The organism is Halodesulfovibrio spirochaetisodalis, assembly GCF_001672295.1.
Lineage (GTDB): Bacteria > Desulfobacterota > Desulfovibrionia > Desulfovibrionales > Desulfovibrionaceae > Halodesulfovibrio > Halodesulfovibrio spirochaetisodalis.
This window is the reverse complement of the sequence record NZ_JXMS01000017.1, coordinates 15,940-35,622: the sequence shown is the minus strand read 5'-3', so window position 1 is coordinate 35,622 and position 19,683 is coordinate 15,940. Positions and strand designations below refer to the sequence as shown.

Below are 19,683 nucleotides of genomic sequence, written 5' to 3'. Positions count from 1 at the left end.
GACTACTGACAGGAGTAGAAAGGCTCATCTGTGTTGAGGGTTGCAGTGCGATCCGGCTCTGACTTGTAGATAGAACCTTCATTCTCCAGTATGTCCAAAACTTGTTGAACGATGGATAGAGGAAGGGTGAGAGCAATCGCAAGCTGCGAAGGTGTCTGGGGTCTGCGCGTAAGCGATTCCAGAACACGCTGTTTGGCGGCTGACCGGTCTTGTTCCGGCAAGTCCGCAAGGTTATCAGTGGCAGTCTGCGTGGCATCTGCCTGAGGTGATGTTTCTTTTGCAGGATGTTGATGGCTGGTAGAGCCGTTGGCAGTAAAATCGGTAATGCAATCAGAGAGTGCAGTTTGCCATGCTTTGCGTACTTCAGGATCAACAGCTTGTGCTAAAGAAAAAGCACCGGGTCTGGATAACGTTGTTACATCAACACGATGAGGCTGTAACGAGGTTACGTACTCCTTGAGCAGGGTGAGATTCTCTTGTGAATCGTTAATGCCCTGCGACAGTAATATTTCTAGAAAAATTTTGCCGCTGTATTGTTTGCTGAACTCCATAAGGCATTCAGCTACGGATGCGGCGCTAACCCCCCCGCAGGGGCGATTCAATTTCGCAAATTCTTTATCGATAAGTGAGTCCAGAGACGGAAGCACGGCATCAGCTTCCAGCAGCGCTTGCTGCACGTCCGGATCACACAAGAGTGTACTGTTTGTGAGAACTGCTACAGGGACAGAAGGTAAGATCTGTTTGCAGCCTTTAATAATCGCGTCCAGTTCACTGTTAAGACACGGTTCTCCAGAACCACCCAGAGTGACATAATCGGGTAAATTTTCACCATGCTCGTCGCGCCATCTGCGCAGTTCGTCCAGCAGGTCTTTTGCTGGAACATACGGTTTCCGGCTCAGGGTCAACTCTTCTGTTCTGCCCACTTCGCAGTAAAGGCAGTCCATCGAACAGATTCTCTCTCCGAGAAGATCAAGACCAAGAGAATGACCGAGTCTTCCTGAGAAAACCGGACCAAAAATATAGGTAAACTTCATGGTAAATTTGTCCCGCACTCTGGTAGGATTAGTTTAGTATACTTACAGGCAGCATAAAAAGACAGCTATTATTTCAGTCAAAAAAGCGCTGGTAGTCAGCATGAATGGTATAACAGTCTTGAGTTTTCAAGATAACGCTGTCTCTTGACAGGTACCATATATATAAGTAGGGCGTTGCTCCAACCACGGAGGAAAAAATATGATTAAGCAAGGCGAATTGGTTCTGCTTCTCGGCCCGCGCGGTAAGCGCGTTATGCGTCGTGTAGAACCTGGTAACGATATACATGGCAATGATGGCATTCTTAAAATGGAAGACATCATGGCTGCTGGTTACGGCAGCGTGGTATTTACACACAAAGAAAAGCCATACCGCGTGCAACGCCCTTCGTTGCACGATCTTGTGAAAGGCGTCAAGCGTCAGACACAGGTAATCTATCCAAAAGATATTGGCTACATCTGCATGAAGCTCGGTGTTGGTAACGGCTCCAAAGTTATTGAAGCTGGTTCCGGCTCCGGCAGCCTTACTCTGGCGATGAGCTGGTTTGCAGGTGAAAAGGGTGAAATACACACTCACGAAGCCCGTGAAGAATTTATGAAACTTGCCCGTCGCAATCTTGATTGGGCAGGTGTTGGACAGAACGTAACTCTGTACAACCACAACATTGAGAACGGCTTCCTTGTTGATGACGCTGATGCTCTTTTCCTCGATGTGCGTGATCCTTGGGAATACGTTAAGTTTATCCCGGGTGCGATTAAAGCCGGTGCAATGGTAGGTTTCCTTGTTCCTACTGTAGATCAGGTTTCCAGCCTTCTTACAGAACTGGAAAAAGGCCCGTTTGACGAAGTTGAAGTTTCTGAACTTCTCGTTCGTAACTGGAAGCCGGTACCGGATCGTCTTCGCCCGAACGACCGCATGGTTGCGCACACTGGTTTCCTTATTTTTGCTCGTCATCAGGAAGGCCTCGACGCGCTTGAAGGCCACAAATATGTTGGTACCCGTGAGCGTAAGCAGGAAGCAGCACGTAAAGAACGTCTTGCTGCTGCAAAAGACGAGTCAGCAGAATAAAAATTGGCTGCTTGATATAAAAGATTCAAAATCCCGATGTGTTATACGTCGGGATTTTTTTGTGTGCTTGAAAAAAGACAAACCGCTTGCATACTTTTTTAGGTGTGATATGGTGTTGAAATATATGTACAAAATATAAAAAACTTGATTTTTTATTTAATTTTCTGTAAGGTCAGGGTTTAGTTTTGCATAAAATTTTTTGTATGGAGTACCCACATGACCCGTAAAGACCGTACAGAAGGCATATATAGCCGACGTGAAGTGCTTGACGAAAGCGAACGTCGTCAATTTTACCTTATCCAGCTCAAAGACCTTCTTACCTACGCTTACCGCTACTCTGAAGATGTAAAGAAGCGTTTTGACCGCGCACAGTTTCAGGTAGAGAAATTTAAGTCTCTTTCAGACCTCAAACATATTCCTATTCTCAAGAAGAAAGAACTTATCTTCTTGCAGTCCATGGGCCCGCGTCTTGGTGGCTTGCTTACCAAAGATCTTGGCGAACTGAAGCGCGTGTTCCTTTCTCCGGGGCCTATTTTTGATCCGGAAGATCGTACTGATGATTACTGGGGCTACACAGAAGGTTTCTACTCTGCTGGCTTCCGTCCGGGTGATGTGGCTCAGATTACCTTCAACTACCACCTTGCTCCTGCAGGCCTCATGTTTGAAGAGCCTCTGCGTAATCTCGGCTGTGCAACCGTTCCTGCTGGTCCTGGTAATGCTGCGACTCAGCTGGAAATCATGCAAAAATTACGTGTAAGCGGGTATGTTGGAACTCCAAGCTACCTGATGCACCTTGCACAGAAAGCAGAAGAAAAAGGTTTGAACCTGCGTAAAGATTTGTACCTCGAAGTTGCGTTTGTAACTGGTGAGCGTATCTCTGAAAAAATGCGTTCTTCCCTTGAGAAGAAGTTCGACCTCATCATGCGTCAGGGCTACGGTACTGCAGATGTAGGCTGTATCGGGTACGAATGTTACCACAAAACCGGCCTGCACATTGCTAACAGAACATATGTTGAAATCTGTCATCCGGATACCGGTATTCCGCTTAAAGACGGTGAAGTTGGTGAGATTGTTGTTACTGCATTCAACAAAACATACCCGCTTATCCGCCTTGCAACCGGTGACCTCGGCTACATCGACAGATCTCCTTGCCCATGTGGTCGTACCTCTCCGCGTCTCGGCTCCATTGTTGGCCGCGTAGATACCACCGCACGTATTAAGGGTATGTTCGTTTACCCACATCAGGTTGAACAGGTCATGGCTCGCTTTGAAGAAATCAAACGCTGGCAGATCGAAGTTACCAACCCGGGTGGCATTGACGAAATGACTCTGTACGTTGAAGCAAGCAACTTCAAACGTGGGGATGAACTGCTGCACCAGTTCCGTGAAAAAATTAAACTTCGTCCGGAGCTCAAGGTGCTTACTCCTGGCTCACTGCCTCCGCAGATTCGTCCTATCGAGGACAAAAGGATATGGGATTAACCCTCAGGATTCTTTTTTCTGTAGCGATTATATTGGGTGGTTGCGCGTTGGCGCAGCCACCTGTTTCCCGCGCCGCCCCCGCGCCGTCCGCATCTGAAGCGGAAAAACAACCTGCCGGAGCCCGAACACCGGCATCCACTCATGCCGAAGGCGAACTCTTTACTGCCGACGGTTCCAAAGCTTCTCTCTCCGATCTTGTCGCCCTTGCCCGAACGTCTGACTACATTCTTATAGGCGAAACCCACACCGTCACCTGTGACCATATTGTGCAGGCTAAGCTCATTACTGCCCTTGCTGAATCAGGTCTGCAGTTTACTGTAGGGCTGGAAATGTTTTCTCAGGATAAGCAGCAGTATCTTGATGCTGTGAATGAGGGAAATATCCCGCTTGGAGAGTTTTCTGAAAAAGTCGGCTGGAAAGAAGCATGGGGTTTTTCCTATGCTTTGTATGAGCCAGTTATTAATGCAATTTATAAATACAAAATTCCGTTATACGCCCTTAATTTTCCATTTGATATTGCCAAAAAAATTGGTGACGAAGGTCTGGAGAGTCTGACTCCAGAAGAGCGGCAGTATCTCCCTGCGAACCCGATTCCGTCCAAGAAGGAGCAGGAGGAAGAGTTGCAGCGTGTTCATGATGAGCACGTGGAACTTATGACAAAGGGTAAGAAAGACAAGAAAGCGGCTGAGCTTGCCAAGAAAACCATGGCGCAGTACCGCAAGCGCTTCTTTCTTATTCAGTCCCTCTGGGATACCGGCATGGCAGAACAGGCCGTTGCTATACGCGAAAGTACAAAAAAGCCTATGGTCATTTTATCCGGCACCGGGCATGTTGAACATGGCTGGGGGATTGAATATCGGCTTGCTAAGTTGGATCCGTCTGCAAAAGTACTTTCTGTTGTTCCTTGGCGCGATACCTCGGATATCGAAGAAGATAAGGGTGATGTCCAGTTCTTCTGCCCGCTCGTAAAGCAAAGCAGACTTGGGTTTACCTTGCGAATGGAAGGTGGTGGAGCTGTGGTTACAGCAGTGAAAGAAGATTCTCCTGCGCATGAGGCAGGCTTTCTTGTTGAGGATAAAATTACGCACGTTGGTGGAATGGAAGTTGACTGTATGATGACCCTTCATAAGGCAGGTGTTGAAGCTGCTAAGGAGGGGAAAGATATGGTCTTTACAATAATCAGGGATGGCGTTGAACAGACTCTTTCAATGCCGGTTCCGGAACATCCGCACGCAGAATAATGCCAGAATTACCAGAAGTTGAAACCATTGCCTCCGGCCTGTGGCCGATGTTGGCAGAGCAGGCCATAGAGAACGTCACCATATTAAATGACACCAGTGTGGAAGGTGATCGTACTGCACTGGAGGAGTTTGTGGCAGGGCGTGAAATTACGCATGTGCATAGGCGCGGCAAGCTATTGCTGATGGATTTGTCCATTCCGCAAAAGTATAAGGACAAGCTGCCTGTGCCGCGTTCTGAGTATCCGTTGCAGCTTGCATTTCATTTAAAAATGTCTGGCAGGCTGTTTGTGTATCCTGAGGGAACCCCGCCTGCGAAACATACCCGTATTATTTTTGATCTGAGCAATGGAAACAGGCTGTTTTTTGATGACATGCGAAAGTTCGGTTTTTGCCGTGCTTTGGCTCCATGTGACTATCTGAACTGGCAGTTCTGGCAGCAGTTAGGGCCTGAGCCGCTTGTTATTAAAACCGATGCATTTGTATCGTTGTTTCATTCCCGCAGAACCCGTATTAAAGCAGCATTGCTCGATCAGAAAGTTATTGCAGGTATCGGGAATATTTACGCTGATGAATCTCTTTTTCGCGCTGGAATACGACCGGATACACCATCCAATGAAATTTCAAAGAAAAATCTGGGGCTGTTGCACGTAAAGCTTAAGGAAGTTTTGAAACAGGCCATACGTGAGTGCGGCTCTTCTATCAGAGATTATCGTGATGCACACGGCGACGCCGGAGCCTTTCAAAATAACTTTCTGGTCTATGGCCGCTCAGGTCAGGACTGCCGGGTATGCGGCGAGCCTTTGAAGACAGAAAAGGTTGCCGGACGTACCACTGTGTATTGTGAGCAATGCCAAAAGTAATTTTGCAGGGCGTATCTTGAGCTGTTTTTAGCTGGATGCATCAGGTCACAACGCAAGAAAACGTAAAAAGCTCTCCTGTGGGAAATAGGAGAGCTTTTTTTGTGGCGTAAGTGTTGAGCCTATGCAGACTCAAGGCGTTTTGGAGTAATGTTGATAGAACAATTGTTGCGTTGTCAACTGTATGTGTAGGGAAAGCGGGGCAACGCAACATTGCTCCAAGTGGAAAAGCCAGGGCAGCTCTGTTATCTCGTTCTACAGAGCTGCCCTGACAAATGAGGCGCGTAATAGGGGTTTCCAGCTGCCACTGGAAGAGTTGTCTATGGGTGATCTTTAAACTTGTTTTCGGTAGCTTCAGAACCGGAGTGACACGGAGTACAATCCTGCTTGCCTTTAGCAATCGGGGATTCTTTGCCTTTGCCGTGACAGGATTCACAGTACTTAACTGACTCTTGTTTACCGTAAAGGCCTTCGAACTTGCCGTCGATTTTAGCATTGAGAATTTCAATTGCTTTACGGGAAACGTCAGCAGTGAGGCGACCGCAACGTTCGGAACGAACTTTTGATTTTGCTGGAATACCGGTGGTGTAAGACCAGCGGGAAACAGAAACGTGACAGAGAACTGAGTTACTTACACTTGTAGGAATCTCTTTGTTCACTACGATGTCTGTTTTAGGCGTGTAGATAGGGAATGCAGTCTGCTCGTACCAGCGGAATAATTCGTCAACCATGGCTTTACGTTCTTTACGACCGTAGAACAGGGAGAATGCGGAAGCTGCGCCGAGCAGCGCGCCACAGATGGTTGCCCAGTTGGAAATACCGGATTTACCAACTTCCATCATGTGGAAAGGAAAATCTTTGTAAGGTGCACCGTGTTTTTCAGCCATCTGGCCTACGATAGCGTAGAATGCACCGTAACAGCAGCCGTAGCCTTTGTGGTAGTAACCGTCGTAGCCGAAACGCTCACCGATTGCTGGATCCACTTTGTGTGGAACCCACTCAGCTGTTTTAGCAAAGTTTGATGGTGCTGCCATTGCAGGAAGAGCAGAGGCGACAGCGCCCCCCACGATTACTCCCCCGACACCTGCGATCATCTGACGACGTGAAATAGTAGACATATCTTTGTATCCTCCTCAAGATAACTCAGAACTGTATTTTTTAAGCGCATACAAAATAATACAAAATGCATGCCGATTGAGATTAAATTCACAAATGGCTGAATTATAACGATTCTTATTTGAAAGAATGTAGTAATACTGCAAACTTGCGTTAACAGTTTGCACCGCTACGTAAACTACAGGTTGCAGGTAAATGCTCCCTTACTGTTTACAAAATGCGTTGTGTCAGAATTGTAACAACTATGCAATACAACAGTTGTTTTTTAAATTTTCATACTATTGTGCGTAACCGGTGTTTACAATTTGCATGAAAAAGCCCGCATGAGTGAATGCTCATGCGGGCTTTTGTGAAAATAGTATCTATGCTGAAGCGCTAGGTACGGAGTGTTGCTTTGAGCCTTGAAGAGTTAACCAATGACTCAAGGGCATTTACTATGTCCGGCATCAAAACGTCTGCAGCAGCAAGTGCTTTGGGGCTTAACCCTTCCGGCCCTAAGATGGCTATTCCAAGCTCTGCTGTCTCTAGCATACTGGTATCCACATTTCCATTTCCTATTGCGCATACTGAGTCAGGGCCAAGTGCATTAACATATTCCATTTTTTCCTGTGGCTGATAGGCACTGTTTACGATCTTGGTAATGACCGGAAGGTGCGCAACTTCCTGCGCGACATTTTGATTCGTATCAGCTGTGAGGATATGGATAGTGAGCAGCTGTGAAAGCATGCTGATAGCCGGTTCCACTCCTTGAATAATGGTACCGTCAAAGGCGATTGTGCCATTAAAATCTAGTACCAGATGTTTGAATTCCATGGGCTCAAAACCGGGGATGGCAACTTTCAGCATTCTCAACTCCAGAAGGTTAGCGCAGGCAAAAGCCTTGATACAGAAAAGGGCCTGCAACATGCTTATTCAGCAGCTGCATGCCCTTGTAGTACGTCTTTATTGATACTGTCCGTAACTGCTAAGTAAAGTTACAGATGTATGTACTCAGATTGTCGAGGACATCCGGTAGTATACGATAAAAGATATTAGTGCCCAGTGATATTGTATTTCTTCAGTTTATATTGCAGCAGACTTTTGGAAATACCAAGCGATTCCGCAGCTTTTACCTGTACAAAATTACCACGGGCAAGTGCTCTGCGTATGAGCGCAGCTTCAATTTTCTCCAGCGTATCACTGAGATCAAGTTGGACAGGAAGGAGGTCCACAGCACTTTTCAACTGGCTTTCTTCGTCACGTACTTCAGGCGGCAGGTCATCAACTGAAATGTCTGCACCAGTCCCCAGAACAAGGCAGCGTTCGATAACGTTTTCCAGCTGTCTGATGTTCCCCGGCCATTCGTAGCCTGACAGATAGTCGAGCGCTTCCGGCGTAAAGGTACGTTCAGCAATATCCTGCTCTTCAGAAATTTTTTCTACAAAATGTGCCACAAGAAGCGGGATATCTTCACGACGTTCACGCAACGGAGGAATCTGCATGTGCACAACATTGAGGCGATAGTAGAGGTCTTCGCGGAAGTTTCCTTTTTTGACCTCTTCGAGCAAGTCTTTGTTTGTTGCGGCAACAATGCGGATGTCTACTTCAATCTCTTCAGTACCACCAACACGTTCGATGCGGCGTTCCTGAAGAACACGCAGGAGTTTTACTTGCATATCGTGGGAGAGTTCCCCGATTTCATCAAGGAACAATGTGCCGGTATCAGCCAGTTCGAATCGACCGCGCTTCATGGCAACTGCACCTGTAAAGGAGCCTTTTTCATGCCCGAAGAGTTCACTTTCAAGTAGGCTCGGGTTCAGAGCCATGCAGTTTACGCTGACAAACGGTGCCCCTTTTCGAGGTGAGGAAAAGTGTATTGCACGCGCCACGAGCTCTTTACCTGTACCGGATTCACCTGTGATAAGCACAGTGGATTTACTTGGTGCTGCACGGTCGATAATGGATAATACAGAGCGGATTGCGTTGCTTTTTCCGATGATGTTGTTGCGACCGTAGCGAGTCTGAAAATTCTCCGTGAGCAACTGGTAGTTCTGGCGTGCCTGCGACAGTTCTACAGCATTTTGCACGGAAAGCAGCAGTTCATCATTGGAAAACGGCTTGGCAATGTAATCAAACGCACCGGTTCGCATAACCTCAACAGCACTCTGGATGGTGCCGAATGCTGTCATGATAAGTACCGGAAGACCGGGGTAGTTTTTGCGGACATGCTCAAGTACTTCTGCGCCTGTTATCTTAGGCATTTTCATGTCGGTGATAACGACGTCCACATCAGACTCTTCCAGAAAGGTCAGAGCTGTTTCAGGGTCATTCAACGCGGTTACTTTGTATCCTGCGTCAGTCAGAAGCGCTTCAAGAACAAGCAGATAGTTTTTTTCGTCATCCAGAACGAGTAAGTGTTTTTTCTTTTTCATACCTGATTACCTGCCCGGTGTTTTCAGTGGAAATTCCATGGTAACGAGTGCACCGCCAAGATCTGATTTTCCTAATGTGAGCGTGCCGTGATGGCTCTTAACAATGCTGTTCACAATAGGCAGTCCAAGGCCGGTTCCGTTGTCGCGGGTAGTGAAGAACGGGTCGAGCATCTGGTTTAAGTGTGCAGTGTCGAATCCGCTGCCGGAGTCGTGGAATTGCAGTACCGCTGTTTTGCCGCGGATACCGCAGATGCGAATTTCGCCTTCCCCTTCCATCGCCTGAATACTGTTGGAAAGAACATTGTATACAGCACGATAGAGCAAGTCGCTATCACCCTCTATAAAGAATTTTAAATTATAATCCCGTGAAACGGTTATGCCCTTCGATTCTAATTCGTTTTCAAGGAAACCGAGTGCCTGATTGATGATCATGGCAAGGTCTACCTTGTCATGACGGGTAGGTTTCGGTTTCGCGTAATCGAGGAAGTCTGTAACGGTCTGGGCAAGACGTTTTGATTCGTCAAAAATAACCGTGAGCATTTTTTTAGTGAAGTCGTCTGTGCTTTCACGCTTGATCATCATTTCAGCACTGGACGAGATAATACCGAGCGGGTTGCGGATTTCGTGCGCAATAGAAGATACCATGCGCCCCATACCCGCTAGTTTTTCATTTTGATGAAGCTCATGTTCAAGCTTGTCTTTTTCTTCAAGACGTTTGGTGAGTGCCCGTTCTGCACGCTTGATAATGCTTACGAGGATCATAAACATGAGCATGGAAGATACGAAGATGGAAATGAAGATAAGCCGCTGGAAGCGGATAACGCTTTTATAGTCCTCGGTAATATCCTGCGTGATTTCAAGCACACCCATAATCGGCAGTTCTTTTGGCTCGTCACCGAGCTTGCCTTCAAGGCGAAGCGGATAGGTCGTACGTAGGGTAAATGAGTCTTCCGGCAGCTTGAGCATGAATACTGCTGTAATCGGAGATATCTTGGATTCAATCTCAAAGCTGTAGGTATTCTGCTCAACAGCTTTTTGCGCAGCAATACCCGCAATACCGGATTTACCGAGATCATCTTTGTTTGTGGAGTAGGATGTGATCTGCTTGTTATCGAAGATTCGCAGACCTTTTACATGCAGCCCGTGAATGGTGTTCTGGACAACCTGTTCAAGGCGTTCGTATTGGGTGGGATTACGCAGGGCAATGCGCCCGTACCCGATAATGGTAGGAAGAGTAAACCGGCGGAAAATCTGATGGTTCAGATTTTCCGCCAGCAGTAGTGCAAAGTTCTTCTGCTTTTCGATTAAGGTCTTCCGGGCTTGGTCCGCAATAAATGTAGACATGAGCAGGCTTGAAATAATGATGACTATGAGCATTGCCCATGAGAGGACTCTAACAAAGCCAAAGGGCTTTTCGTCCCTGAAGAACCTTGGAATCAAATCAGAACTCCTGAATGTCGGGCTCCCTGCCTAAGAAGTTATCAAGCTCTTTGCTTTCTTCATCATAGCCGGAGGCACCGAGCCGTGCATTGGCCAGTCGCTTGCCAAGTTCAACATGCGGCTGGTTAAGCGGATTTATTTCTAACAGCCAGCCTGTGAGCACTGTGGCAATTTCCAGCAGCGCAATCAGGCGTCCGGCTTCAACTTCTGTTGCTTCTCCCACACGAATTTCTACGAGCGGAGTGTGTGTCTGTCCCAGCGCCATGCGGGAACCGAGAGTTTCTGCCTGTAATAAGGTGCCGAATTTTTCACCACGCAGGTAACTCCATTTTTCCGGCAGGTCATCGGCAAATGTCATGCCTTCAGGCTGGGTCGGACACGTAAGATACAGACAACCTTTGTCGCGCGGCCCGCCGAGGTAGAGCTGCTGAGTCGAGTGCTGGTCAGTTACACCCTTGGCAGGAAGCGGGGTAGAACCCTTGCCGTCTTTGCCGAGGCTTTCAGCCCAGAGCTGGGCAAACCAGTCACCAAAAGAAGCCCACGTCGGAATGTAGGTGAAGAACAACAGGATGTTGTAGTCTTCTTCCATAAGTGTTTTTGCCCACGATGCGATTTTCCATGAAGGATGTGCAAGCAGTGAGCGTTCAGAGCAACCGCGTTTACAAAGACTTTCACCAACGGACATAGCACCATCAAGCAAACCTTTCCAGTCTATCCCCATGAAGGCAGCCGGTACGAGACCGACAGCACTGAGTACGGAGTAGCGACCGCCAAGATTATCAGGCACAGGCATGGAGCGTACGCCGAGTCTGTTCACTTCATCGCGCAGGTACCCGTTATGGGCATCTGTAATGAGCATGATGTGATCAGTCCACGCATCACCAAGATGTGTTTTAAGCCATTCGCGTACAACAAAGTACTGTGCAATGGTTTCAATGGTGCCGCCGGACTTGGAGATAACCACAACAACGGTTTTCTCTGCTGGTAAGCGGGTAAGCCATTCTTCGAATGTTCCGGCGTCTACGTTGTCAGAAATCCACAGGCGTTTACCCGTGTGGTTCGGCATGTCCTGTTCCGGAAAAAAAGCACGCTGAAGCGCTCTTGTTCCAAGAGCACTGCCGCCGATACCCAGCAGCAGCATATGATCGAAGGACTGGAGCCACGGAGAATGTTCCAGCAGCCCTTTTTCCAGTTCTTCACGGTATGGTAAATTAATAAAAGGCAGTCTGTTGCCGTCAATTTCTTCAAAAAGGTGTGTGGAAAGTTTTTCGCAGCGGTCAGTATGACGCTGCGCATCTTTTTGGGTAAGACGTCCGTTCCATGCACCTGTCCAATCAAGTGTGTTCGTGGTCATAAAATATTACCCCGCTTCATCAGCATCGTGATTGCGCTGCCCGTGTAGAAAAAAGGGCAGTAGTCCGTATGATGAAGCGTAGGGAAAAAGTGTAAAGCCCAATATGATATTTATTTTATCCAAACAGGATGCGGGCAATTTTATTTAATGATTCTTCGAGCGTTTTTTCGTCTACTGCGTAGGAGATGCGGATGCAGTTATCATCACCGAACGCGGCACCCGGAACCAGCGCAACGCCTGCTTCTTCGAGCAGGTATGTGCACATTGCAGCGGAGTCAGGGTAGGTTTCGTTGTACAGACGATGAACATCAGGGAAAAGGTAGAACGCACCTTGCGGCACTGGACAGACAACATTCGGCCATTTGCCGATGATGCTCATGGCAAGGTCACGACGTTTGCGGAAAGAAGCACGCATGGTGTCTACCACGTCAAAACCACCTGAAAGTGCTGCTACAGCGCCTTTTTGTGCAAAGGAACATACGTTGGATGTGGATTGTCCCTGAATTTTGCTCATAGCTTTAATGAGATCAACATGGGCAAGTACATATCCGATACGCCAGCCTGTCATGGCAAAGCTTTTTGCAAGGCCGTTTACGATGCAGACTTGTTCCGGATATTTTTCCCACCACGGAGCAAGAGACGCATGTTCAGCAGGAGCGTATACGAGCTGGTCGTAAATTTCGTCAGAAATAATGAAGAGGTCATGACTGATAGCCCATTCTGCAATGGCATCAATCTCTTCACGGGAGTATGCTGCGCCTGTAGGGTTTGAAGGCGAGTTAAGCATGAGTACAGCAGTTTTTTCTGTACGGGCTGCTTCCAGCTGGTCTACAGTTACTTTGAAACCTGCTTCTGCTGACGCTGCAACGGCAACAGGTTCACCTTCTGCAAGCTGCACCATAGGCGGGTAGCTTACCCAGTACGGGGCAGGAATAATAACTTCATCACCCGGATTAATGAGGCTTTGCAGCAGGTTGAAAAGTGCCTGCTTGCCACCGTTTGTAATCATGGTGTGTTCTGCACTTGCAGATGTGCCGTACATGAGGTTGAAGTAGTTAGCCACGGCACTGCGAAGCTCCGGAAGACCGGGTACTGCGCCATATCTTGTAAAACCGTCGTCCAGTGCGCGTTTACATGCGTCACGTACGTAATCCGGCGTCGGGAAATCTGGCTCACCAACAGCAAGGCTGATAATTTCTTTTCCCTGAGCTTTCAGCTCGAGTGCTTTAGCGTTTACAGCCAGTGTAGCAGACGGTTTCAGTTGCGCGATACGGCTTGAAGTCTTCATGCGTTGCCTCTCTCTAAAATAAAATTTATGCGTATATGGTCGGCATAATACTATGCCAAAAGTATACCGGAAGCAGGTTCAGGCACAGCCAGAAGAGTACGGGTGTGCAGCCAGTCTGCAATAATTTCTGTTAAGTCAGTCTATTAAGATATAACTGGTTTACACAATAATTATCATGCTTTCTAGCTTTCTGCGAAGTACCAGTTAACAACTCACATGTAAACTTTTAGAACCGGTTTCTTACGTCACTTTTTTGGAAATCAAACATAAATAGATTGGAAATAGTATGTCTAGCTCTGAACCACTCATTTCATACCCTCAAGGCTGCATTGCCGGTTCATTTGTCCGCCGTGTAAAACGCTTTAGCGTGGAAATAGAAGTCGAAGGTGAATCTGTATGGATTCATTCCAACAATACCGGCTCCATGATGGGGTTGCTGCGGAAGGGATCTCCTATTCTGGCTTCGCCTGCTGCAAACCCGAATAGGAAATTGAAATGGACGCAGGAAGCTGTTGGATTACACATGCCTGCAGGAATAAAATGGGTCGGTGTTAACACGCAGACGCCCAATAAAATGCTGAAAGCTGCTTTTGAAGCAGGCCGACTGCATTGGGCTGAAGGGTATTCCGTGTTTAAAAGCGAAGCCAAAGTGGGGGATAGCCGTGCAGACGGCGTGTTGCGGACAAATGATGGCTCTTTGCCTCCACTGTGGATTGAGTGCAAAAACGTTACAATGGTGGAAGATGAGGTTGCCTGTTTTCCAGACGCAGTAACAGAGCGCGGACGAAAGCACTTGAATAATATGATGAATCTGGTCAAGCAGGGGCATAGAGCTGCCTTTTTCTACCTTATTCAGCGTCCGGATGGGCATTGTTTTGCCCCTGCGGATGTGATTGATCCAGCCTATGCAGAGCTGTTTTATGAAGCGTTGGACATGGGGGTAGAAGTGTATCCGTATCGGGCTGTCGTGACTGAGACAGGAATTGCACTTGGTGAATTATTGCCGGTTAATGGAAAGGCTTTTTAGTATCTCCTGTTGGCAGGCACACCGCCAACGCGGTTGCCTCTTCCAACGTTTTTTACACCGCTATCTTAGCGAAACGCCTACCCTGTCACCTTCTGCAAAGCGGGAAGAGAATCCGTAGACCGTAAGCTGCTGTTCTTCAATTTGAAGAGTGTAGGTCACATAGTGCCCTCCAAACAATACGCGGCTGACGTACGCGTCGTCTCCATGCGTAAGTGTAAACTGCTCGGGACGTATGGTGGCGTAGGATTTTCCTTCAGGGATAATGGAAGCCGGAATGTTGAGTTTCGCGCACAATTCCGGTGTCACAATATTCACAGGGCCGAGGAATTGAGCAACTTCTTTTGAGTCAGGTGAGTTGTACAGTGCTGACGGAGTATCAAACTGTTCCAGTCTGCCGTTGAGCATGATCCCGATTTTATCTGACATGGCAAAGGCTTCTTCAAGATCGTGTGTAACGCTGACAGTGGTAATGCCGAATTCTTTTTGCGTGTCTCGGATGAATTCTGCTGTTTCCAGTTTGAGGTTTCTGTCCAGATTCGCAAACGGCTCGTCCAGCAGAAGTACTGCAGGGTTTACAATCATTGCTCGCGCAATGGCGACTCGTTGCTTTTGTCCGGCAGAGAGTTGCACAGGGTAGTGATTGCGTTTTTCGGTGAGGTGAAAAAATTCAAGTATGGTATTTACCCGTTTTGTGATTTCCGAAGCCGGAATTTTACGGGCTTTTAGCGCGAATGCTGTGTTTTCAAACACGGTGAGACTGGGGAAGAGCAGATAGTCCTGAAAAACCATGATGACTGGATTATCTTTAGATGGTGGAGTGCTGAATACAATTTCACCGCTGTCCTGCTCTTCAAGTCCTGCCAGAATGCGAAGCAGAGTGGTTTTTCCCACGCCTGAAGGGCCGATAAGGGAGACAATATCTCCTTTTTCAATAGAAAAAGAGACATCGGAAAGTACAGATTTGCCGCTGTACGTTTTACATAAGGAATCTATTGTAAAAACCATTCAAGATTATCCAGATAGCGTTCGATTGTCGCAAAGGTATCGTTATTTTTAAGAGCACGATCATGTTGGGTGTATTCGTACCATGCCATGTAGCACCACGATAATCCACGGAGGAGTATCGTTTTTTCCAGCACATCAGTCAGGACGGACAGTTCTTCAAGTGATTGGGGCAGGTCGGCATACTTCTTATATTGCGTTAAGAAATGCAGCCGTTGCTCCCTTGATGCTGTGAAGTCAGTTTTCCATAATGTTGTCGTGGGGACAATAAAATGTCCCAGATCCTGATAGCGGCTTGATACCACGGCTTTTTCCCAGTCCACCAGATGAGCCGTGTTTTGCGTACGGTTGATGATAAAATTACCGGAATTGACTTCTGTATTCACTAGAATCTGAGGTTCAGCTGCAAAAACGCTGGCGTATTGCTCGCTGAGCTCTGAGACTTGCTTACTATAGTTTTCCAGTTTGCGGCGTTTGTCTGTTTTGGGATGGTCTGCAAAGCGGGACAGCAATCCAAGCGATTCGGTGACAATGTCTGCTACCGGATTTTTTTGAGTTATGAACATATGCTCGTTGGGAACTGGCTGTGTATGGACTGCTGCAAAAATTTGAGCAGCGTGCTCCATGTCCCGTGTGTAATCAATTGGTGTTCCTTCCAGATATTCCATGAGCAGGATGCCACGGTCAAAAGCAGCGTCCTCGTTGCCTGCCTGTGTGTCTACCAGATATGGAAGCGGTGTGACACCGGAAGACTTGAGAGCACAGAGCACGGAAAATTCGTATGCAATCTGTTCGTTCTCTAGCCCGAGCTGACTGCCGTGGTTAATGCGGAAAACATAACGCTTAGGTGGAGAGTTTGCGGTGTCAGGTGCTGCAGTAATAATCCAGTTCTCGTTATATTCACCGGAAGCAAGGAATGAAATGTCAGTAAGTTTGCTGCAGCCGAGTTGCTCCAGCCAGCCGGATGAATGTAGATAGCGGGTTATATTTTTCTGTTTGCTCATAGGTATTGTGTAGTATTGTAATGCGTTAGTAGTAAAGCGGAGTATAGCAGAAAAAGTCGCATGACGATCAAAGTACATTTATCATGGAAAAGTAGTTGGTTACATTGTGTACTTAGGTAGAAGCATCCCCCTTGTGCAACATGCTTTTACTTTCCATTCTTTCTACAATTACTTTCCAACATTAGAGTAAATGATATGCAAGAAACTCAAAAAGAAGCACTCGTGCAGAAAATGCACGCGGAAGTTGGCCGTTTGAAAACGGAAGTAGTCCGGCTTAAGGAAGTTACAAAACCAGTAGCGCCGGATGACTCTATAGGCAGACTTTCACGCATGGACAACATAGTAAACAATAGTGTGAACACTGCCGCGCTTACAAAAGCAGAGTCACGGCTTGCCGGGCTGGAGTATCTTCTCAGAAACATTGATGACCCCGATTTCGGGTACTGCGTGGAGTGCGGGGAGCCAATACCGCATGAGCGCCTGATGGCGATACCGGGGGTGCGGCTGTGTATACAATGCGCAGAATAACAGACTGGTACATAACGTTACTATAGCCGCGCATCAGACCCCTCTGATACGCGGCTATTTATCTGTTGCGGGGACAACAGAAATGTAGCCAGTGGCATATGCCAAAAGCACTTTGAACCGTGAACAGAGTTACTGCATCCTCTTATGGTAGCGGAATATTTTTTCCGTGAATGGAAGGGTATGACGTGTGAACGGTTGCTTCTGGTTATCTGTAGTTGCAGCTATTTTTCATTCCTGAAGATTTTTTGAGAACCATTTGCATGCTTTTACCAGCCTGGACATTCAGTGTGTTCAGTTTTGCGAAAGCAGGCAGTTTTGTGCTTGGTGTTTTCGGTCAGTGTACTTTGTGTTGCTGTTTTTCCAGAAGAGAAGGTGATTAGACTCCGTTAGTGATAAGTTGTAGATTCCGATGTGCTCCATACGTTCGTTTATGGTAATTTCATGGTCAGGTTGAAATATAAAAAGCACTTCGGGGGAAGCCTTTTATGCTGTATTCTGTTGAGGAAATAGACAAAGAGCATGACCTGTATGAGCCGACAGTGGCCATGCGGCAGGTGGACTTATATCCGGTGGGGCGGGTGACCCGTTCATATATTCTGGATGATTTGGAAGATACAAGCACGTTGCTGATTGCCTTGAAGAACAGAACATTACTTGGCTGCGGTCGTCTGACAATAGTGGGGGACGTGGCCAGACTGTCACACATGGTTGTGGGAGAAGAGTTTCGTTTTTCGGGTGTCGGTTCCTCTTTACTAAAAAAATTTGTGGAAGCTTCAAAAGAAAAAGGTGCTGTTAAGATAGAGCTGGAATCCACGCCAGAGGCAGTTCCTTTTTTTGAGCGGTTCGGTTTTCATAGAGTCGGAGAAGCAAAGAAGCTGGATATTCTCGATTTGCCAGCAGTCGATATGGAGTTACGGTTATAACTCTTGTTGTGCTAGGTTTTATCAGAATAGTAGTAAGTCACTGAAAGTATGAAGTCCCTTCTTCGTTGAAAATACGGAGAAGGGACTTTTTTTATGATAGGCACACAAAGAAACAAGCATGGAAAGCTGTTGAGCAAACCATGCTTGCGCGTCCCCTCACTGATTCTCAGTCATGGCTGAAAACCATGAAGTTCCATTAGGCGATTTAGTTGTGTGTTTGGTTTGTGAAACCGCATAATCTATAGCATGAACAGAGTATTGACCCAAGTACTATCCATGAAATTTGGTGGTTACGGTGCAAGTTATCATCAGAATAATTCATTCTAATGATTTTTTAGAGCGTTTTGGCATGATGTTGAAATTCAATTCTTGCTGATCGTGTCTTGAGGTGGGCTGAGAGGTTGAGCTCTGCTGCTATTGTTTCAAGCAGTTCAGAAGAGGTGTATGGTTTAGGGATAAATCGGGCAACGCCGCTGCGTAAGGTGTCCATAATGTGCTGCAATGAAATCATGGCACCGGTAACCAGCACCGGAGTGGAGGAATTGCCGGACGTTTCTTTGAGCAGTGAGGTAAATTCTACAGCGGCCATTTTTTGCGGAGGAGCATCCAAAATAACGGCATCGGTTAGAATTAGATCATACTTGGTGTCAGCAAGAGCTGTTAGCGCTGAGGGCAGGCTGTCGCAGCAGGTGGGGTGATAGTTTGCAGCGATGAGCAGAAGCAGCAGGTGTACCTGCTCTTCAATATTACTTGTGATGACGAGAATTGTAGGTGCCATATAGGTATCCTCTGGATGGAATAGATAACTATATCGCAGGATAGTGAGCAGATAACAGAGTATTGTGGAGATAATAAACGAAGACACACCGCAAGTACGTCATGGCGAGTGTAGACGGGTAGTCTCATAGAGGTCACATTCAAGCCTCGCCCTTCTTAGCGAAGAATAAAAAATCCAGATTGAGCCAACGTCAATGCGTTGCCCCAATCTGGAAAAGAAAATGCGATGACAGGGTGCGTGATGCAACCAGTACTATAAACCGAAAAAGCGGATCGCATTGTTGCCGCAGGTTGTCCAGAGTTTCTCAGTTTCCATGCCGAGTTCTTTTGCAATGCATTCTGCCGTAAATACAGTGTATGCAGGTTCGTTACGCTTGCCACGGTATGGAACCGGAGTCAGGTACGGGCAGTCTGTTTCCACCAGCATACGATCAAGCGGAATAACTTTCAGGGCTTCGCGTGCTTCTTCGTTTTTCGGATAGGTCACTGTGCCGGGAATAGAAAGGTACCAGCCGTTTTTCACGATACGCTCAGCAAGCTCGGCGTTTCCGCCAAAACAATGCCATAGGACAGGGTAATCAACAAATCCTTCAGCTTCCAGGACTGCAATAGTATCTTCAGCGGCGTCGCGGGAATGAATGATCACGCGAGTGTTGAGTTCTTTTGCAAGGTGAAGCTGTTTAACAAAGACTTCTTTCTGCTCTTCACGCGGAAAATGATCCCAGTAGTAGTCCAGTCCGATTTCACCGATACCCCGCAATCTGCTGTCCTCTGCAAACGCTGCTTTCATGGCGTCCAGTTCTGCATCAGTACATTGGTCAGAGTGGCTTGGATGTGTTCCCACAATAAAGAAGACTTCGTCATGCTCCTCAAAGAGATGACGGTTATTCTTCCATGCCTCGTGACCGAGAAAAACGTTACAGATGTAGCGGACACCGGATTCTTTTGCGCGTTCAAGCACTTCTTCAATGTCAGAAGAGAACGGCTTTAAATCAAGGTGCGCGTGTGATTCCACACCGGTAAGGGGAAGTGAAAGGCTCTGCGGAAGTGGAGCCGGTTTGGAATTTTTCTTTTTACCCATTGCTATATATCCTGCGTAAACTGACTGGAGCCAGCTTTAATGTTCATGGAGC

18 protein-coding genes are annotated in these 19,683 nt (G+C 47.2%); 7 read left to right on the top strand and 11 right to left on the bottom strand.

Annotated features, from left to right (window positions below; translation table 11 throughout):
* Positions 1–2: 2 nt before the first annotated feature.
* The gene (locus SP90_RS10415) at positions 3–1,034 is read right to left on the bottom strand and encodes a radical SAM protein (RefSeq protein WP_066855576.1); all 1,032 of its coding nucleotides are present in this window, start codon (positions 1,032–1,034) and stop codon (positions 3–5) included.
* Between the two features lie 199 nt (positions 1,035–1,233).
* Between SP90_RS10415 and SP90_RS10410 the strand changes: the two genes are divergently transcribed.
* From SP90_RS10410 to mutM, 4 genes are all read left to right on the top strand, one after another.
* Positions 1,234–2,100, top strand: coding sequence for a tRNA (adenine-N1)-methyltransferase (locus SP90_RS10410; protein WP_066855573.1), 867 nt, complete (start codon positions 1,234–1,236; stop codon positions 2,098–2,100).
* A 216-nt stretch (positions 2,101–2,316) separates the two neighbouring features.
* Entirely contained in the window at positions 2,317–3,582 is a 1,266-nt protein-coding gene (locus SP90_RS10405; protein WP_019999629.1) for a phenylacetate--CoA ligase family protein, read from the top strand.
* Positions 3,573–4,823 (top strand): ChaN family lipoprotein, encoded by a 1,251-nt coding sequence (locus tag SP90_RS10400; RefSeq protein ID WP_066855570.1) that lies wholly within the window; start codon positions 3,573–3,575, stop codon positions 4,821–4,823. The genes SP90_RS10405 and SP90_RS10400 overlap by 10 nt, the downstream gene beginning before the upstream one ends.
* Entirely contained in the window at positions 4,823–5,683 is an 861-nt protein-coding gene (mutM, locus tag SP90_RS10395; RefSeq protein WP_066855567.1) for a bifunctional DNA-formamidopyrimidine glycosylase/DNA-(apurinic or apyrimidinic site) lyase, read from the top strand. Before SP90_RS10400 ends, mutM begins: the two co-directional genes overlap by 1 nt.
* A gap of 317 nt (positions 5,684–6,000) precedes the next feature.
* Here mutM and SP90_RS10390 read toward each other — a convergent pair whose 3' ends face one another.
* From SP90_RS10390 to SP90_RS10365, 6 genes are all read right to left on the bottom strand, one after another.
* A complete protein-coding gene (locus tag SP90_RS10390) occupies positions 6,001–6,798 on the bottom strand; it encodes a split-Soret cytochrome c (protein ID WP_066855564.1) in 798 nt (265 codons plus the stop codon).
* 373 nt (positions 6,799–7,171) lie between these two features.
* Positions 7,172–7,642 carry an HAD family hydrolase gene (locus SP90_RS10385; RefSeq protein ID WP_066855561.1) on the bottom strand — a complete coding sequence of 157 codons (471 nt, stop codon included), beginning with the start codon at positions 7,640–7,642 and terminating at the stop codon, positions 7,172–7,174.
* Positions 7,643–7,827: 185 nt separating this feature from the next.
* Entirely contained in the window at positions 7,828–9,207 is a 1,380-nt protein-coding gene (locus tag SP90_RS10380; protein WP_066855558.1) for a sigma-54-dependent transcriptional regulator, read from the bottom strand.
* A 6-nt stretch (positions 9,208–9,213) separates the two neighbouring features.
* On the bottom strand, positions 9,214–10,647 hold the full coding sequence (locus tag SP90_RS10375; RefSeq protein WP_331710491.1) for a sensor histidine kinase: 1,434 nt from the start codon (positions 10,645–10,647) through the stop codon (positions 9,214–9,216).
* A gap of 1 nt (position 10,648) precedes the next feature.
* Positions 10,649–12,001 (bottom strand): glucose-6-phosphate isomerase, encoded by a 1,353-nt coding sequence (locus SP90_RS10370; protein ID WP_066855555.1) that lies wholly within the window; start codon positions 11,999–12,001, stop codon positions 10,649–10,651.
* A gap of 115 nt (positions 12,002–12,116) precedes the next feature.
* Entirely contained in the window at positions 12,117–13,289 is a 1,173-nt protein-coding gene (locus SP90_RS10365) for a pyridoxal phosphate-dependent aminotransferase (RefSeq protein ID WP_066855552.1), read from the bottom strand.
* A 286-nt stretch (positions 13,290–13,575) separates the two neighbouring features.
* Here SP90_RS10365 and sfsA point away from each other — a divergent pair, with 286 nt between their 5' ends.
* Positions 13,576–14,316 (top strand): DNA/RNA nuclease SfsA, encoded by a 741-nt coding sequence (gene sfsA / locus SP90_RS10360; protein WP_066855549.1) that lies wholly within the window; start codon positions 13,576–13,578, stop codon positions 14,314–14,316.
* Between the two features lie 60 nt (positions 14,317–14,376).
* On the opposite strand, the gene SP90_RS10355 is transcribed toward sfsA, so the two are convergent.
* A complete protein-coding gene (locus SP90_RS10355; RefSeq protein WP_066855544.1) occupies positions 14,377–15,321 on the bottom strand; it encodes an ABC transporter ATP-binding protein in 945 nt (314 codons plus the stop codon).
* Positions 15,306–16,322: a phosphotransferase gene (locus tag SP90_RS10350; protein WP_066855541.1), complete on the bottom strand. Its 1,017-nt coding sequence runs from the start codon at positions 16,320–16,322 to the stop codon at positions 15,306–15,308. The genes SP90_RS10355 and SP90_RS10350 overlap by 16 nt, the downstream gene beginning before the upstream one ends.
* Before the next feature lie 195 nt (positions 16,323–16,517).
* Between SP90_RS10350 and SP90_RS10345 the strand changes: the two genes are divergently transcribed.
* Positions 16,518–16,850: a TraR/DksA family transcriptional regulator gene (locus SP90_RS10345; protein ID WP_066855538.1), complete on the top strand. Its 333-nt coding sequence runs from the start codon at positions 16,518–16,520 to the stop codon at positions 16,848–16,850.
* A gap of 485 nt (positions 16,851–17,335) precedes the next feature.
* Entirely contained in the window at positions 17,336–17,773 is a 438-nt protein-coding gene (locus SP90_RS10340) for a GNAT family N-acetyltransferase (protein ID WP_066855536.1), read from the top strand.
* A 334-nt stretch (positions 17,774–18,107) separates the two neighbouring features.
* Here SP90_RS10340 and SP90_RS10335 read toward each other — a convergent pair whose 3' ends face one another.
* Both SP90_RS10335 and SP90_RS10330 read right to left on the bottom strand, forming a co-directional pair.
* Positions 18,108–18,551: a response regulator gene (locus SP90_RS10335; protein WP_066855533.1), complete on the bottom strand. Its 444-nt coding sequence runs from the start codon at positions 18,549–18,551 to the stop codon at positions 18,108–18,110.
* A 252-nt stretch (positions 18,552–18,803) separates the two neighbouring features.
* Positions 18,804–19,631, bottom strand: a complete 828-nt coding sequence (locus SP90_RS10330; RefSeq protein WP_066855529.1) for a TatD family hydrolase — start codon at positions 19,629–19,631, stop codon at positions 18,804–18,806.
* Positions 19,632–19,683: the final 52 nt, after the last annotated feature.